This is a genomic window from Bradyrhizobium sp. CCBAU 45384 (genome assembly GCF_028128665.1).
GTDB classification, from domain to species: domain Bacteria; phylum Pseudomonadota; class Alphaproteobacteria; order Rhizobiales; family Xanthobacteraceae; genus Bradyrhizobium; species Bradyrhizobium manausense.
This window is the reverse complement of sequence record NZ_LBIZ01000090.1, coordinates 59,162-75,704: the sequence shown is the minus strand read 5'-3', so window position 1 is coordinate 75,704 and position 16,543 is coordinate 59,162. Positions and strand designations below refer to the sequence as shown.

Annotated in this window: 16 protein-coding genes; 12 read left to right on the top strand and 4 right to left on the bottom strand. The window is 59.5% G+C overall.

Features of this window, described 5'->3' with window-relative positions; genetic code table 11:
• The first annotated feature begins 204 nt into the window (after window positions 1-204).
• Window positions 205-1,191: an ABC transporter substrate-binding protein gene (locus XH80_RS07495; RefSeq protein ID WP_271598026.1), complete on the top strand. Its 987-nt coding sequence runs from the start codon at window positions 205-207 to the stop codon at window positions 1,189-1,191.
• A gap of 220 nt (window positions 1,192-1,411) precedes the next feature.
• On the top strand, window positions 1,412-1,987 hold the full coding sequence (locus XH80_RS07490) for a hypothetical protein (RefSeq protein WP_271598025.1): 576 nt from the start codon (window positions 1,412-1,414) through the stop codon (window positions 1,985-1,987).
• Between the two features lie 385 nt (window positions 1,988-2,372).
• Here the strand turns inward: XH80_RS07490 and XH80_RS07485 are convergent, their stop codons facing one another.
• Window positions 2,373-3,692 (bottom strand): MFS transporter, encoded by a 1,320-nt coding sequence (locus XH80_RS07485; protein WP_271598024.1) that lies wholly within the window; start codon window positions 3,690-3,692, stop codon window positions 2,373-2,375.
• A 437-nt stretch (window positions 3,693-4,129) separates the two neighbouring features.
• Between XH80_RS07485 and XH80_RS07480 the strand changes: the two genes are divergently transcribed.
• From XH80_RS07480 to XH80_RS43940, 8 genes are all read left to right on the top strand, one after another.
• Window positions 4,130-4,831, top strand: a complete 702-nt coding sequence (locus tag XH80_RS07480) for a Crp/Fnr family transcriptional regulator (RefSeq protein WP_271598023.1) — start codon at window positions 4,130-4,132, stop codon at window positions 4,829-4,831.
• Between the two features lie 352 nt (window positions 4,832-5,183).
• Window positions 5,184-5,471 carry a hypothetical protein gene (locus XH80_RS07475; protein ID WP_271598022.1) on the top strand — a complete coding sequence of 96 codons (288 nt, stop codon included), beginning with the start codon at window positions 5,184-5,186 and terminating at the stop codon, window positions 5,469-5,471.
• A 144-nt stretch (window positions 5,472-5,615) separates the two neighbouring features.
• The gene (locus tag XH80_RS07470) at window positions 5,616-5,849 is read left to right on the top strand and encodes a DUF1127 domain-containing protein (RefSeq protein ID WP_271598021.1); all 234 of its coding nucleotides are present in this window, start codon (window positions 5,616-5,618) and stop codon (window positions 5,847-5,849) included.
• A gap of 1,066 nt (window positions 5,850-6,915) precedes the next feature.
• Entirely contained in the window at window positions 6,916-7,530 is a 615-nt protein-coding gene (locus XH80_RS07465) for an ABC transporter substrate-binding protein (RefSeq protein WP_271598020.1), read from the top strand.
• Window positions 7,427-7,819, top strand: coding sequence for an ABC transporter substrate binding protein (locus tag XH80_RS07460; RefSeq protein ID WP_333968669.1), 393 nt, complete (start codon window positions 7,427-7,429; stop codon window positions 7,817-7,819). The genes XH80_RS07465 and XH80_RS07460 overlap by 104 nt, the downstream gene beginning before the upstream one ends.
• Window positions 7,820-8,183: 364 nt before the next feature.
• Window positions 8,184-9,593, top strand: a complete 1,410-nt coding sequence (locus XH80_RS07455; RefSeq protein WP_271598018.1) for an alpha/beta fold hydrolase — start codon at window positions 8,184-8,186, stop codon at window positions 9,591-9,593.
• Window positions 9,594-9,799: 206 nt separating this feature from the next.
• Window positions 9,800-10,111, top strand: coding sequence for an SDR family NAD(P)-dependent oxidoreductase (locus XH80_RS07450; protein ID WP_271598017.1), 312 nt, complete (start codon window positions 9,800-9,802; stop codon window positions 10,109-10,111).
• Window positions 10,041-10,376, top strand: coding sequence for an SDR family NAD(P)-dependent oxidoreductase (locus tag XH80_RS43940; protein WP_442869129.1), 336 nt, complete (start codon window positions 10,041-10,043; stop codon window positions 10,374-10,376). Before XH80_RS07450 ends, XH80_RS43940 begins: the two co-directional genes overlap by 71 nt.
• A 15-nt stretch (window positions 10,377-10,391) precedes the next feature.
• On the opposite strand, the gene XH80_RS07445 is transcribed toward XH80_RS43940, so the two are convergent.
• The 3 genes from XH80_RS07445 to XH80_RS07435 all read right to left on the bottom strand — a co-directional run bounded on the left by XH80_RS07445 (window position 10,392) and on the right by XH80_RS07435 (window position 13,549).
• Complete coding sequence (locus tag XH80_RS07445; protein WP_271598016.1) at window positions 10,392-11,426, bottom strand: IS110 family transposase; 1,035 nt, start codon at window positions 11,424-11,426, stop codon at window positions 10,392-10,394.
• A gap of 79 nt (window positions 11,427-11,505) precedes the next feature.
• Entirely contained in the window at window positions 11,506-11,814 is a 309-nt protein-coding gene (locus tag XH80_RS07440) for an ATP-dependent DNA ligase (protein WP_333932163.1), read from the bottom strand.
• Between the two features lie 604 nt (window positions 11,815-12,418).
• Window positions 12,419-13,549, bottom strand: coding sequence for a Gfo/Idh/MocA family protein (locus XH80_RS07435; RefSeq protein ID WP_271598015.1), 1,131 nt, complete (start codon window positions 13,547-13,549; stop codon window positions 12,419-12,421).
• 172 nt (window positions 13,550-13,721) lie between these two features.
• On the opposite strand from XH80_RS07435, the gene iolD reads away from it, so the two are divergent.
• Entirely contained in the window at window positions 13,722-15,593 is a 1,872-nt protein-coding gene (gene iolD / locus XH80_RS07430) for a 3D-(3,5/4)-trihydroxycyclohexane-1,2-dione acylhydrolase (decyclizing) (protein ID WP_271598014.1), read from the top strand.
• A gap of 6 nt (window positions 15,594-15,599) precedes the next feature.
• Complete coding sequence (iolE, locus tag XH80_RS07425; RefSeq protein ID WP_271598013.1) at window positions 15,600-16,499, top strand: myo-inosose-2 dehydratase; 900 nt, start codon at window positions 15,600-15,602, stop codon at window positions 16,497-16,499.
• The last annotated feature ends 44 nt before the right edge of the window (window positions 16,500-16,543 follow it).

Below are 16,543 nucleotides of genomic sequence, written 5' to 3'. Positions count from 1 at the left end.
TCTTGGCCCATCTCCTAAGTTGCGCCGCGTCAGACGGAGGTCCGTTCATGGCAGCAGAGCGGACCAGATTTGCTCAACCTGAGTTCTCAGCACTTTGACCCTGAGCTGACCTAGGCTGGGTCGAAATCCCGCAGCGCAGCAGTCCGCCGCCGTGGCTGATGTGCTATCGTCAGGCAGACGGTTGGGCGCCTGTATGAGGAGACTATGTTCGACAGGAAGCGGCGCGAGTTCATCACATTGCTCGGCGGCGCGGTAGCATGGCCGCTCGCGGCGCGCGCGCAGCAGCCGGTGGAAGTCCCAAGAGTCGGTTTTGTCTATTCGGGGCCCAAAGCGGCGATGGCCCCTCGCATGGGGTCGATCCTGACCGGCCTTCAGGCTTCTGGCTACGCCGCTGCCGCACAAGTCGAGATTGTGGCCCGATTTGCGGAAGGCGACCCGGATCGGGTCGCTCCTCTGGTAAAGGACGTTATCGGGAAACATGTGAACGTGATCATAGCGGCTGCGCCTCAGGTCGTGCACGCGGCCCGCTCGGCCACGCGCACTATTCCAATTGTCGCTATCGACTTGGAAAGTGACCCGGTTGCCAGTGGTATGGTCGCCACGCTCGCGCGTCCCGGCGGCAACGTCACGGGCGTGTTCCTCGACTTTCCAGACTTCACGGCGAAGTGGATGGAGATGCTGGTCGAGTGCAATCCAAAGCTCTCGCGCGCTGCGGTGCTATGGGACCCCGCCACTGGACCCGTACAGGTCGAGGCGGTCGAGAAGGCGGGAGGAAAGCTGAACGTCCAACTGGATATTACAGAGGTACGGCGACCATCGGATTTTGATGCGGCCTTTTCAAGGGCGAACCAACACGGCTCCGGTGCCATGGTGATGTTGTCATCTCCGCTGGTAGCCGACAGCTTGCCGATGCTGGCCGAGCTTGCTCTGCGCCACCGCTTTCCAGCCATTACGCTTTTTTCGGATTTCGCGCGAGCCGGAGGGTTGTTGGCTTACGGGCCGAATCTGCTCAGCCTGCTTCGGTTGAGCGGTGTCGTAGCTGGCAAAGTCCTGCGTGGCGCCAATCCGGCTGAATTGCCGATCGAGCGGCCAACAAAATTCGAAACGGTGCTCAACATGCGAACCGTGCTCGCTCTGGGTCTGTCGATTCCTACATCGCTTTTGTTGCGTGTCGACGAGGTGATCGAGTGACGATCTTTTCTGCTGCAGCGCATGAGCCCGAAATTGGCACGTGGCTGACCTCAGCCAAAAGGGCGGCGATGTCTGCTTCCGAGAGATGACCCGACCAAGGGCATGCTGGCCGCCGCGGGCAGCTTTTGACCCTGAGCGCACCCCCACGGGCCTTGTGCGAGGTCCCTCTGTCCGCTTGAATAGTCTTGGTTAGCGGCCTGAACGTATAGAGGGCAATAGGATGAACCGATCCACGGCCATCGATGCTGCCGAGGCGATTAGCACGTACATCTTGGCGAAAGATAGCAACCGTCCGCAATTGATGAAGGACGCTTTCGCGGAAGACTGCGAACTCGAAATGGTCGTAAAGACTGACGCCATCTCGTTTCCTGGCTCGGCAAAGGGATTGGAGGAAATTACCAAGGTTCTGGTCACAAACTTCGGCGACCAGTACGAGAATGTGCGGACGTTTTGCCTGTCGCGTCCAAGTTCAGATTACCTGCCGCACTTCCGTTGCGATTGGCTGGTCGGGATGTCGGCAAAGCAGGGGGGCGCTGTTCGTGTAGGATGCGGACACTATAATTGGCATTTCGGCTCCGACGATCATAGGCGTGTGAAAAAGCTCGCCATCGACATCGAAGCTATGTGTGTGCTTCCCGCCCAAACGCTAGAGCCGATCATGCAATGGCTCGCGGCTTTACCATATCCTTGGTGCTCAAACGTCCAAGCCTGCGAAAGTATTCCGGCCATTGACGCCCTTCGACCGGTCAAACGCTTCCTTGCGCCGACAAAAAAGGACGAGGCGGCCACCGTTTGAAGGTGATGAGCGATAGGTTTTTTTCGTCTGGAATTGGCCCATCGCTTCCATTAGGGCGTTGCAGCGAGATGTCCGGGATCGGGGTAAAGCGGAAGCGCCCCAGCGCTGGTCAAATCAGCGCTGTTGACCCATCTGCGACGTCGATGCGTCGAGTTTCTTGCACAACACAGGGATATGCGGCCCGGTGGGTAAGCCGGCGCGCAGCTTGAAATCGCTGGGCTTGTTGGGCGTTACCTACTCGTCGTGCTGGTGTCGGCGCAATAATAACCGAGGAAGCTGCGACCCCGGGGCCGCGGGTCCGCCCTTCGGAATAGGGACCATGACTCAACCGCTTCTTTGGTGGATCACGATGAATCCAGGTCTCCGCTGGGACCCACCTATCGGGTCAAAAGTGATCGCGCGCGAAATCACAATCCTTGACGTCCGGCAGGAGCGCTGTGCTGACAATGCTGACGATCGCGCAGCCGAAGATGTAGAGCGCGATGACATAGCCCGAGCCGGTGGCGGCCAAGAGCGCCGTCGCGATCATCGGCGCCGGCCCGCCGGCGACCACTGCGGCTAGTTGAAAGCCGATCGAGGAACCGCTGTAGCGCAGGCGCGGCATGAACACTTCGGCAGCCAGCGCCGCTAGAGGCCCCCACATCAAATCGTGGAAAAAGATTGCGACGATGGTCGCCAGGATCACCAGTCCGGGCTTGGCGCTATTGAGCATCGCGAAATAGGGAAACGCGAAAAGCCCGGTAGCGGCTGCACCGAACACATAGACCCGCTTGCGCCCGAGCCGATCAGACAGATACCCGGCTGACGGGATCGTAAAGAACGATATGAACGATCCAATCAGCAGCACGATCAGAATGAAGTCGCGCGACAGGTGAAGGACCTGTGTGCCGTAGGGGAAAATGAAGGCGATGTAGACGAAGATCGGCGCCATCTCGCCCATGCGCACGAGGGCGATGAGGACTATCTCTCTCGACTGCCGTTTGAAAACCTCGACGACGGGCGCGCGCGCCACCCGCTCCTCGGCGATCACCCTTTGGAAGATCGGCGTCTCGAGGATGCCGAGACGGATCCACAAGCCGATAGCGAACATGACAATGCTCAGCCAAAACGGGACGCGCCAACCCCAGTTCAGGAATTCTTCTCCCGATATGTGGCTGAACGCCAGGATCGCCAGCGTCGCCAGGAAGAACCCGGCCGGCCCGCCGAATTGCGGCCAGGCTGCGATGAGTCCGTGATTCCGGTTGGAGCGCGCCCACTCCATCGACAACAGCACCGAGCCGCCCCATTCACCGCCGACGCCGATGCCCTGAATAAACCGCAGGACAATCAGCAAGACCGCGCCCCAGACGCCGATCTGCTCATAGGTCGGGACGCAGCCGACTAGGAACGTCGACGCGCCAGTTAGCAATAGGGTCGCGATCAGCGCCGCCTTGCGGCCGACGCGATCGCCGTAATGGCCGAAGATCGCCGCGCCGATCGGGCGGGCAACAAAGCCGACCGCGAAAGTAGCGAACGCCTGTAGCGTCCCGGTGAGCGGCTCGGATAACGGAAAATACAGTTTCGCGAAGATGATCGCGGCCATCTGGCCGTACAGCATGAAATCGTAATATTCGATTGTCGTGCCGACCGTGCTGGCGATGACCGCCCGGCGCAGCTGAATGCGTTGCTCGAGATCGGATACCGGTGCGGCGGTGGCCGCGGTCATTGACGATCCTCCCGTGCAGGCATCGCCCGGCCGACGATAACATTGGCGGCGCGCCAATGCACGTGGCTACCACCTGCTCTCGCCGACGGTTGAGTAGGGACCGACTTCAGCGCTCGCACTGTGCTGCACATGCTCAGATCTCAAACCGGCACGACTCGGAGGATTCGGTGCGGGGCGACGGGAAAGACATTTTCTCAACCAGAGCCTTATGGGCCCCGGCCGCATTCGGACGTTGCTCTGGTCGGTGTTATTTGGCTTTGGTCAGTGCTATCGTCTCGCAGTTGCGATAGCCACGGCGTAATATGACGATTTGTCGGCAAGAAGAGCCGGAGTGTTGCCTCGATTGTTCTGCTTTTGGAAGCAGTGCTCGCAACGCGGGACGGTTGGGGTCCAGATTCCCGTCGGTGAATTGAGTCCCGTCCGAGGCAGAGAGCCCCATGCACCCGGGTCAGCAGTTGGAGTTTCTAAAGCGCGTTCAGATTCTGGCTGGCTTATCGCAGGTATCTTTGGAGGAGCTCGCCAAGTCGTCCAGATGGCATACCTACAAGCGCGGCGAAGAAATACTCGGGTATCGCGATCCTTCGAACAATGTATTCTTTCTTGTCTCCGGCAGGGTTCGCGCAATCATCCACTCGGCACGTGGGAAAGCCATCATCCTTAGGGACCTTAGGACGGGCGACATTTTTGGTGAGATTTCTGCCATCGACGGGAGTCCACGATCAGCATCGATCGAGGCACTGGAGGCAGCCACCGTCGCGACCCTAACCTCTAGTCAGTTTGAAAATCTGCTGCTCAAAGAGCCAAGCGTCGCAATGGCAACGCTGCGCCACATCGCGGCTGAACTGAGAAGATTGTCGCAACGCGTGTTCGAGTTCAGCACGCTTGTTGTGCAAAACCGAATTCAGGCGGAATTGCTCCGTCTTGCGGCTGAGGCTGATAGAGACGGAGCGCAACCGTTGTTGTCGCCGGCCCCATCGCTTTCCGACATCGCCAACCGTGTCAGCACTCATAGAGAAGCAGTTTCTCGGGAGGTAAGCCGTCTCACTTCGATCGGTCTGTTGCGTCGCGAGGGACGTAACCTGCGGGTCACCGACATCAGCCGTCTAGAGAAGCTTGTGCGCGACATCAAGGGCGAGTAGCCCACTCCCGGCTTCCTCGTGCGATGTGGCATACGATGGTCCGATCCCACCGCCCAGATTTTTTTTCATACATTGGCAAAACTCAACGCCCGGTGCGGTTCCCGGGTGTAGCCTCGCCTCACCGCGGCGACGACCATCATGTCTCAATCGGCTTACCGGAAGGCAAGAGTAACGAACGGAGCAAGTCGACGCATAGTACTTTGCACTGGTAACCTCAGTCACACTTGGACTTAAAATGGGCCCCTAACCTGGACCGGTGGAGGTACCGGCTCACATTACGCGCCGGCGAATTGATTTATGTCATTTGGAATTGTGGTGCGATTTTCTGTTTGATTTGAGGAGGAGGTTTGCCATGAAGAAAGTCTTCTTGGTGGCCGCTGTTGCGGCAATTATGGTAGTCGGCTCCCAGGCAGGGGCCGTAGAGCTTCCAAGCTTTGAATTGAAAGGCTTTCCGATCACGCGACATCAGGTCGCAGTTATGGGAGCGCAAGATGTTAAGGAACAGTCGGCGACCCCAACGCTGATGTACGGCGGGATGCCGGCGTCTCCGCATCAGATCGCCGTTCTGACGCCACGGCCCAGCGTGACGGCGAAGGCAACGGCCGTGAAGCTGACCACAGTCGGCTTGTCAGAGCGATAAGGCGACGGCGACGCGTGCTGCTGTAGTGGCTTCGGTGGTCATCTGCTCCGTTGCCATCACAACCTATCTTTAGGACTGCACCCGCAAACAAGGCGGCGGCAATGATGTGTCTGCCGGCCGAGTTGGGACTCCGGAGATTGCGCAATGAGCACGACCTATAGAGCATTAGGGTGGGACAGACGGCTGGCCCCTGGACCGCGCGTCGTCAGCTTTTTGGAAAGATATTGGGAAGCGTTTCAAGAAGGGCGCGAATGCGAGAGGCTACGCGCCGCTCTGTCCGATCTAAGTGACAGGGAACTGATGGACATCGGTACTTCGCGTGGCGAGATCGACTATGTCGCCTCGAACCGAGGTAGCGACCCCCGAGGCGTCCGATAAACGCAAGGAGAGTGCCATGCCAACTCGTCGTTCGCATCGCTCTCCCGGAGACCACGACCTCGCGATGCGTTTCTTTCAAGTCGATCGCTCTTGGTATGAAAGCTATTGGCTCGAGGAGCCCAAGCGGCAATCGGCCGGCATGATCGCTCGAAGTGTTACGACCGCAGCGTCCTGCCTTCGCCCAGCTTGGGATCGCTTGGCCTCAGTCCGACGAGCGCTGGCGATTGCCCTAACGACCAAAACCAGTCCCGGAATACGACAGTTGTGAATCTGCATTTCGTCTCCCCGGCGAGGACGGTCGTATGCTATGTTTTCAGCACATCATTCCTCCTAGGTCTGATGTGGACGGGCGGTCGGGCTTACGGACCGCCGAACGTCATTTGGTATTGGAATACTTGAGCCATTCGGCCCCGCCTCCGGACGCATTTCAAAAGTCAGCCGGGCGAAGTTTCATTAACGCATATCCCTCCGTTCTTTCCATTGACTCGGAGGCGGGTTTTTTCTGTCAAGTGTTACGACGAAGCGATTTTCGCATGTTTATTACCAAGAACCGAGCCGCTCCTCTCGACCGTATCGAAAGTGCGCATACCATTAACGAGGGCCGCAGTTGGCATCCACACCCAGCCAGCGCCCCGGTGAATGGCCGGGGGTCGGCGTCAGGGTGAAGGTGTCGTCGAGTTGAAAGGTATCCTCAACAAGCAGTGCTTGGCCCGCCTTCATGGCTCTTCCCTCCGTTTGTTCTTGGGCGAGCTTTTTGTTGCTCAATCTTGCCATAAATCTCAGGACCGCCAAGGCGCTGGAGATGGAAATCCTGCCGATGCTCCACTCCGACGAGGTGATCGAATGATGTCGCCTGTTGGCCCTTCGGCGAAGTCGCGGCTCGCCGATTCATCGGCGAACCGATTTTGGTGCGATGCGAAGCACAGCGAAATCGATCCGCGACGTGCTAAGGTGCGCCCTTCAGCGCGAGGACGAAGCCATGAGGCGGCGGGAGTTTGTCGTGTTGCTTGGGGGTGCAACGATTGCGAGGCCGCTCTGTGTACGCGCGCAACAGCCGGCTATGCCAGTGATCTGCTATCTCGGTATTGGCTCGTCCGACTCGGAGGTGCCTCTGGCCGCATTCCGTCAGGGACTAAGCGAAGCCGGTTACGCCGAGGGCCAGAACGTGACGATCGATTACCGCTGGGCGGAGGGTAACCCCGAACGGTTCCCCGCTCTCGCGGCTGAGCTAGTTATGCTCAAGGTCCATGTCATCTTGACCACTGGAGGCACACTCGCCGCCAAAGCCGCCAAGCGGGCGACGGCGACGATCCCTATCGTCTTCACTGCTGTTGGCGATCCGGTAGAAGAGGGCCTCGTCGCCAGCTTGGCGCGGCCTGGCGGTAACGTCACCGGGTTTTCTATCGCTCTTCCCGACCTTATCGGCAAGTTCCTGGAGTTGATTAAGGAAGCCGTGCCGGGGGCCAGTCAGGTCGCCCTTCTATTCAAACCAGATACCATGCCTGACCGCGTCAGAGAGCTCAGACTGAAAATGGCCGATGTCTCGGCGCGGGCGCTCGGCGTGAAGCTTCAGGTTTTTGAGGCGCGGGGGTGGGAGGACTTCGACGGGGTCTTCTCGGATATGTCCAAGACGGGCGCGCGGTGCTTTGGTCGTATGGCCAACACCTCTGTTCTCACTTGAGCGACGACGCCTCGCTGACCTTGCGGCAGAGCATCGACTGCCAGCGGTCTTCTTCAGCAGGAACTTTGTCGAGGCTGGCGGCCTCATGTCCTACGGACCAAGTCTTCCCGATTTGAATCGGCGCGCCGCGATTTACGTAGGTAAGATTCTCAAGGGAACGAAACCGTCTGACCTGCCCGTCGAGCAGCCGACCAAATTCGAGCTAGTGATCAATCTCAAGACCGCCAAGGCGCTGGGGATCGCCGTTCCGACCTCGCTGCTCGCCCGTGCCGACGAGGTGATCGAATAGAGAGGCTGTTTGCTGCAGCGCATGAGGCCGGCTATGGCCCTAATGCGAAGATGTCACCGATGCGGTGCGGCTGAGCAATGATTGTGCCATTGATCACCCCTCCAGCAGGGCGTGACGGCAGGATTGCCGGTGGTTTGTGACTTCGGACGAGAGACTAACCTGAAAATGGAGTTCTGGAGCTCTGTTTTTGGCCTATGCCCAGAACCTCAGTCTTCGCTGCGTCGGTTGGCATGAGAAACAGGACATCATGCTCGACGCCATTACCCTTGAAGCGGATACGTCAGGCCGCGGCTAACGACGGGTTTTTACTGGCGCCATTCCATTGCATATGATTTGCTTGGGCTAGGTGACGGAGGACACTTTCGTGGTTCACGCGCGCGTCGAGCGCCGGCTGGCAGCAATCCTGGCAGCTGACGTAGCCGGCTATTCACGGCTTATGGGCGATGACGAGGAAGGCACTCTTGCCGGATTGAAAGCGCACCGCCGGGAGCTGGTCGATCACAAGCTCAAGTCCCACCGCGGGCGTCTTATTAAAACGACTGGTGACGGAATGCTCGTGGAGTTTTCGAGCGCCGTTGAAGCAGTGAAGTGTGCTGTCGAAGTTCAGCGCGGGATGGTCAACAGGAACGCGAGTATTCCTCCCGATCGACGTATTGAATTCCGCGTAGGGATTAACGTCGGAGACATCATTGAAGATGAGGGCGATATCTTTGGAGACGGCGTCAATGTCGCCGCGCGGTTGGAAGGCATGGCGGTGCGGGGCGGCATCTGCATTTCCCGGCAGGTCCTTGATCAGATCGATGGTAAGCTAAAGCTCCCCTTTCGCGAGCTGGGCCGGCAGAACCTCAAGAACATCGCGCGACCGATCGAAGTCTATGCCATCGATCTGGGCAAGGACGGCCCGCCCGCAGCGCGTGTCCTATCCGCAGCAAATCTCAAACAGACCATCCGCTATTGCAGGGCCACGGATGGAGTGCGGTTGGCCTACGCGAAGGTTGGAAGTGGACCAGGCTTATTGCGATCGGCGCATTGGCTTGGCCACCTCGAGTATGACTGGGATCTTCCGCTCTACCGTGATTTTCTGCTCGGGCTTGCATCTTCATTCACGCTCGTCCGTTACGATGCTCGCGGCAACGGCCTCTCGGACTGGGACGTCGGCGAGCTCTCGCTTGACGCATGGGTCAGGGACATGGAAAGCGTGGCCGACGCGGCCGGGCTCGACAAGTTTCCGCTTCTCGGGTTTTCGCAGGGCTGCGCCGTTTCGATTGCGTTTGCGGTCCGGCATCCGGAGCGCGTAACGCACCTGATCCTCTATGGTGGGTTTGCGGTCGGCGCCAATAACAATCCAAATCTTTCGGCCGCCGATCGGGAGCGGTTCGCGGCAATGAAAACACTGATGAAGCTGGGTTGGGGCGCGGATGAGCCGACCTTCCGGCAGCTCTTTACATCCTCGATGTTACCAAGCGCCACCAAAGAACAGGTCGACGCCTTCAATGAGCTTCAGCGTCTCAGCGCCTCGGCGGAGTGTGCGGTACGTTACCTCGAAACTGTAGCGAATTTCGACGTCCGACACCTCCTCAAGCAAATTAAGGCCCCTACGCTCGTGATGCATGTTCGAGACGACCGCAGGGTTCCAATCTCTTTGGGCCGAGATATGGCCGCGGAAATTCCGGGCGCAAGATTCGTCTCGCTGCCTGGCCAAAATCATATGTTGCTCTCGCAGGATCCCGGCGCACCTATTTTCCAGGAGGAAGTGCGCAATTTTCTACTCTAGCACTTCGTGCGGCCGCGCGCGTGCTGCTTGATGCTCATTGGCGGCAACGGAATGTCGCCCTTGGCCCCCGGCTGACCTCAGCCGGGAGCGCGCCGACGTCTGCTTCCGCAAGATGACCCGACCGAGGGCATGCGGCTGCCAAGAGCCAGTTGACCCCCGGGCGGACAAAGCGGTCACATATCATCACCCCACGCAGGGAGGTTGCAATGAGCGATGCCGTTTCAAGTGGTCGCCGGGCTCTTATTACTGGCGCATCGTCCGGAATAGGGATGGTGTACGTGGAACGACTGGCACGTGAAGGCTATGATCTCATTCTGGTGGCGCGTCGGCGCGACCGACTTGTTGATCTGGCGGAGAAACTGAAGAGAGGAAACGGCATAGCTGCCGAGGTCGTTTGCGCCGATCTGACAGACAAGCAGGATTTGGCTAGAGTCGAGACGCTGGCCGGTGGCGACGAAGCGCTCAGCTTGCTTCAAAAATGCAGGCTTTGCGGGTTATCGGCCGTTTGTGTCAATTGATCCTGAGGTCATTGACGATCTAGTCGACATTCATGTGCGATCGGTTGCGCGGCTTTCGCGAGCGGCTCTCCCGGGGATGGTTCGACGACGCAAAGGTGCGATCATTAATGTGGCGTCCCTGCTTGCCATCAGCGCTGTGCTGCCGCCAGACCCGCTGCCATCACGCGCGACCTACGCTGGCGCAAAGGCCTTTATTTTGGCCTTTACTCAGGCGCTGGCAGGCGAGCTGGAAGGCTCCGGAGTCGATGTCCAGGCTTGTCCTTGATCTCCTCCACGTCTTCTATGCTGCGATTGAGCCCGCTTCGGCCCATCGGTAAGTCGTGCCATCGACCCAGATCCGATGCAGGATCACTGCGAGCTTGCGTGCCAAGGCGACCTTTGCGCGCTTCGAGCCTCTCCGCTTGGCGACGTCCATCCCCCAGCGTTTGAGTTTTGAGAACCGCGTGATGCGCGATAGCAGAACGTTGGCGGCTTCATACAAGGCCGTCCGCACCGTCTCATCGCCGGCCAGCGTGATTCCGCCCGTGACGTCCTTTTCTCCCGATTGATATTTCTTTGGCGTGAGCCCGAACAGCGCGCCTGCTGCCTTCGATTTTACGATGCGATGAGGATCATCAATCGCCGATTTGTAGGTAACAGCCACCAGGGGGCCAACACCCGGTACTGTCATCAGCCGGCGACAGACTGCATCATCACGGACAATTGCCAGCACAGCCTTGTGTAGTCTTCCGTATTCTGCCTTCAGGGCCGATCGTGCCGAAAGCATCGCACCAGCAATGCGCTCCAATGTCGCTTGTCCCGCAACCAACTCTCGAATCCGCGCTTCGAAATTCTTTCGCGTCACCGGGCCAACCTTCAGACCGAAGCCGCGCAAAATCCCTCGGATACTTAATTCTACATCGATCAGCCGCCCGAGAAGCTGTTTGCGTGCGATCAGGAGTGCCCGGATCTCTTGCGCATCAACCGACTTTGCGTGTACCTGCCGAAACCATCCCATCCGGATCAACTGGGCGATCCCGCGGGCATCCTTGCGATCCGTCTTGACCGTCATTGCAGATAATGCGGCCTTCACGTGCCGCGTTTCCAGCAGAACTGTTTCAAATCCCGCACCTTTCAGGCCTGCATGCAGCCATTGCGACAGCGGCCCAGCCTCCAGCCCGATCCGTTTCACTGCAAAGCTGAGCGTCTCAAAAAACTCAACTAAGGCGTCGGGTTCGCTTGCGACCTTCGCTTCCTTCAGGATCTTACCCTGGGCGTCCACAACACACACGCTCGACAGTTCCAATGACACGTCGATTCCGGCATAATTCCCCACGGCTGTCCTCCGTCTCCAGATGCTTGGGGCCGACTCAAGTCGCGACCCCGTTTCATCATCTATCGGGCGACAGCCACCATCATGACCCCTTGCTCGGAGCCGGGCCCATTACCGCATCTAGTAGCTGCTGCAGGTTTATCTTCCGCATATGGAGGGGCAAGGACCGGAGATCATCGGTGCCCATGACGAGGATATCAAAAGCGTAAAGCTGCTCTTTATGGTCGTGCGGCCGGCTGTGCAGCGCGTTGAAGTCGCCGATGCCGTCTACCCCAAGGATGACGGCCTCCCCATCGATCACAAAGCGCTTCTGCAGGTTCTCGAGGGACGCTTCAGCAATCCGGGCGTAGCGCTTCGTCCAGTCGGTGCCGTTGCGGGAGAGCAGGCGCACTCGCTAAAAAATCGACTGCGTGAAGGGCTCACGGGTGGTGAATCAGATCGGCGCCGTGTCCAGAGGCGCAGGAGGCTTCTCGCCGTGCCCGGTACCGGGGGCCTCGCATTCGATGCCTGGGAGCGCGTCTTTGCGGGGCTCGTGATCCGGACGCACCCGCAGAGTGGCAGAGCTCGACGGTCTCAACAATGCACCGCTGCGGCGACTGGCTACGGCTTGCGCTCTCGCTTCGTTGCGGCCAGGGCCGTTTTGAAGGAAGGTAGCAGGTCGCAAGCCACGCTCACTGGCGGAAAACTACGGTTGAGATATTGCTGAGGCGACCGTTGCAAACACCGATGGCGGAAGGGGTGTCTTGTCAACCACCTTGATTCAACTCCATTTTTCTTGCGCCTCGAAAGAATAGCTATGAGTTCTTGACCGAGCAGTGGGTTTCAAGTTGTTTCCTGCCGGCGCGCCCGCGGCTGTTTATTCTCCTGAACATCACCTCTTAGCAGCCCGATCTGCCGCCCTCGACGCGGGTGGTGCAAGTGGTCGCCGGCGTCTGGTTATGACTCGATGGAGTCGTTCGTTGACCAGGACGTCGAGAAGACGCTTAAAGGCTCACTCAAGGAACGTTCTTCCACGTGCCGGCGCGACTCGAGGCGTGAATCGTCTCAACGAGCGTTTGGATGCGCAGGCCAGCGCGGAAGTTGAATGGCTCCGGCTGACGTCCGGCGATAGCGTCAAGGTACCCTGCAGCTTCGATCGCTTTCAGGTCATTGAAGCCAAGCTGATGGCCCGGTGCAACGCAGAACAAGCCGTATGGCCGATGGTCCGGGCTCGCCTCGATCCGGCGGAATCCCTGACGGCCGCGGCGGTCATCGGTCGAGAAGAAATGCAACTCGTTGAATCGTTCCTGGCTGAAGGCGAGGGCGCCTCTGGTTCCATAGACTTCGAAATCGTGTTGCATCTTCCGCCCGGTCGCAATCCAATTCCCCTCGATCGAGCCGGAGGCACCGTTCGCGAAACGGAGGAAGGCTCGCCCGACATCGTCGACTTCGACGCGCCTGCGCCCGCCTTTGCCGTCGGGACGGTCCTTGATCATCGTCACGCAATCTCCCATGACCCCGGTGATCGGTCCGGCGGCCGGACCTACTAAGAACTCGGCCGTTGCCAACGCGTGGCTGCCAATGTCGGCCAGCGCGCCGCCACCAGCCGGATCATGCCGGAAGGTGAAGGGCCCAGCGCTGTCTGCCATGTAATCTTCGGCGTGGACCCCGCGGTAGCCGCGTAATTCGCCGAGTTCTCCGGCGGCGATCATGTCGCGCGCGAGTTGCAGCATCGGGTTACAAAGGTAATTGAAACCGACTTGTGTCTTTACACTGGCCGCTTCAGCGGCCTCGGCCATTTCGCGGGAGTCTGTCGCAAGCGGAGCCAGTGGCTTCTCGCAGTAGACATGTTTGCCACCGGCAATCGCAGCCAAGGCCATTTCCTTGTGGAGCGCGTTGGGCGTGGTGATGTTCACAACGTCGATGGCTGGGTCCACCACGAGCGAGCGCCAGTTCGAGGTCGCGCGCGCGAAGCCCAGGGCTGAGGCTGCTTTCGCTGCCGCCTCGTCGCTGATGTCCGCGATCGTATGCAGTTCCAGTTCGAAAGGCAGATCGAACACGCGCGCGGCTATGGAGTAAGCGAAAGCGTGCGCTTTGCCCATGAAGCCACTACCGATGAGACCGATGCGGAGCTTCGGTTTGGTCATGTTGCAAATCCCTGATCACGATGAGGTCGGAGTTGAGGCGACTAGCGAAAAAGTCCAGGGCGGATGTCGTTGACGTTGCCGTCTTTGGCAATAGTTGTTGCTAAAAAATATGATTGTCAATATTTAATGCAGGAGGTTATGTTTCTCCCAAACTGTCGAGGGAGGACATCACATGACAGGCGCCACAATCCGACTCACCATGGCCCAGGCCGTGGTGCGATGGCTGACTCAGCAGTTCACCGAGATCGAAGGTGTTCGCGTGCCCCTGTTCGCCGGCGTGTTCGGTATTTTTGGTCATGGGAACGTAACCTGCCTGTCCGAGGCTCTGGAGGCTGTGCAGGATCGTCTGCCCACATGGCGCGGGCAGAACGAGCAGTCGATGGCGTTGGCAGCCGTCGGTTTTGCCAAGGGCAAGCTTCGGCGGCAAATCATGGTCGCGACGTCGTCCATTGGCCCCGGCGCGCTGAATTTGGTGACGGCAGCGGGAACAGCTCACGCAAATCGCTTGCCGCTTCTTCTCATAGCCGGCGATACGTTCACCAACCGGCTGCCGGATCCGGTTCTTCAGCAGGTTGAGCATTTTGGCGACCCGACCGTTACCGTAAACGACGCCTTCAAGGCGGTCACGCGCTACTGGGATCGGATCACCCATCCCGCGCAGATCATTTCTTCGCTTCCGCAGGCGGCGGCCGCGATGCTCGATCCGGCTGACTGTGGCCCGGCCTTTCTCGCTCTGCCCCAGGACACACAGGAGGTGGCATTCGACTACCCGGAGGCCTTCTTCGAGTCTCGAACTTGGACCATTCCGCGGGCGCGTCCCGACCGTCAGAAACTCGCGCAGGCAGCCGCGCTGCTCAAGGCCGCGAAGAAGCCGATCCTCGTCTCCGGCGGCGGCGTGCGCTACTCGCTGGCGGGAGAGGTCGTCGCGGATTTCGCGGTCAAGCATGGAATTCCTATTTTGGAGACGATCGCTGGCAAGGGCGCCGTGACCCACTATCACCCGGCCCACGCGGGCCCGATCGGAATTATCGGCTCAACCTCAGCGAACACGCTAGCGGCCGAAGCCGATGTGATCCTTGCGATCGGAACGCGTCTTCAGGATTTCACGACGGGTTCGTGGACCGCTTTCAGCCCGGACGCGCGCTTCATCTCGATCAACGCGGCCAGGTTCGATGCGGTGAAGCATCGTGCGCTAGCGGTGGTAGGCGATGCGCGGGAGACGGTCGCAGAGCTGGATGCGGAGCTCGGCGCGTGGCGAGTCGACCCCGCCCACATGACGCGTGCCCAGATGCTCTTCAGAGAATGGGACGCACTGCTCGAGTCATTGCAGGCCGCCAGCAATGCTCCGGTACCGACCTACGCGCAGATAGTCCAGGCGGTGAATGCGTCCGCCGGCGAGAGAGATACCTTGATTTCGGCTGCCGGCGGTCTCCCGGGAGAAGTGACAAAGGGCTGGCGCGTAAAGGCGCCCAATACATTTGATCTCGAGTTCGGCTTCTCTTGCATGGGCTACGAGATCGCCGCCGGTTGGGGCCATGCAATGGCCAATTCCGGGCCAGGCGGGCTCGGCGGCACGCCCATCGTGATGGTCGGCGACGGCACCTACTTGATGATGAACTCGGACATCTACTCGACGGTTCTGAGCGGCCACAAGATGATCGTTGTGGTCTGCGACAATGGCGGGTTCGCGGTGATCAACCGGCTGCAACAATTCAAGGGCGTGCCAGGCTTCAACAATCTGTTGACCGATTGTCGAGTTCAGAATCGCGACAATCCTCCTCACGTTGATTTTGCCAAGCACGCCGAGTCGATGGGCGCGGCTGCACGGCGTTGCGAGAGCCTTGCCGACCTTGTTGCAGCGCTCGAATGGGCCAAAGGCAACGATCGCACCACGGTGCTTACGATCGCCTCGGATGCGTATTCGTGGGTTCCTGGCGACGCCGACTGGGACGTCGGCGTCCCCGAAGTGTCCTCGCGCGAGGCGGTTCGAAGTGCGCGCAAGCAACAAGAAGCTATCCGCGCGAAGCAGCGCATCGGAGTGTGATGAGCCATGAAAGCGAAACTTGGAATTGCCCCCATTGCCTGGTGGAACGACGATCTTGCGGAGCTATCCGATGACGTGAGTCTGGAGGAGTGCTTGCGTCAGGCCAGTGTCGCCGGTTTCACGGGAATGGAAACCGGTCGGCGTTTCCCAATGAACATGACGGAACTCGGGCTGATACTCGCCCGGTTTGAGATTTCCGTGTGCGGCGGCTGGTTCTCCGGCCTTCTGCTTGACGGCGACATCGAGCGAGAAAAGGACCGCATTCGCGCCCAGATGGACTTCTTCATTGCGGCGAAGGCGCCCTGCATCGTCTACGGCGAAACTGCGCGTTCGATTCAGGGCAATCGCTCCGCGCCGCTCGCTACCAAACCGAGGCTCTCGGACGAGGAGATGAAGGCCTATGGACGCAAGATGACGGCTTTCGCCGAGTGGTGCGCGGGGCAGGGAATGCCGATCGCCTACCATCACCACATGGCTGCAGCGATCGAGACCGAAGCTGAACTCGACCTGCTCATGGCGAATTCGGGAGAGGCGTTACCGCTGCTGTTCGATGCAGGCCACATGGCTTTTGCCGGCGGCAACGTCTTGCGTGTGATAGACAAGCATCATTCCCGCATCAGTCATGTGCATACCAAAGACGTCCGCAGCGGCGTCATCGAGAAACTCGACCGGAAGCGGGAGAGTTTCCTCGACGCGGTGGTGAAAGGTGCGTTCACCGTGCCAGGCGATGGCTCGCTCGATTTTGCCGCGATCATCGCCCGCCTCGCGTCCTATGGCTACGAGGGGTGGTTCGTCGTCGAAGCGGAGCAGGACCCCAGGATCAGCCCGCCGTTGGAAATGGCCAGGAAAGGGCATGCGGAACTGATCCGCTTGATGGCGTCGGCCGGTTATGAGGTCGTGCCATGAACCGCACCGATCGGGTGTCGCCGAATTCCAGGAACCGCTCCGGT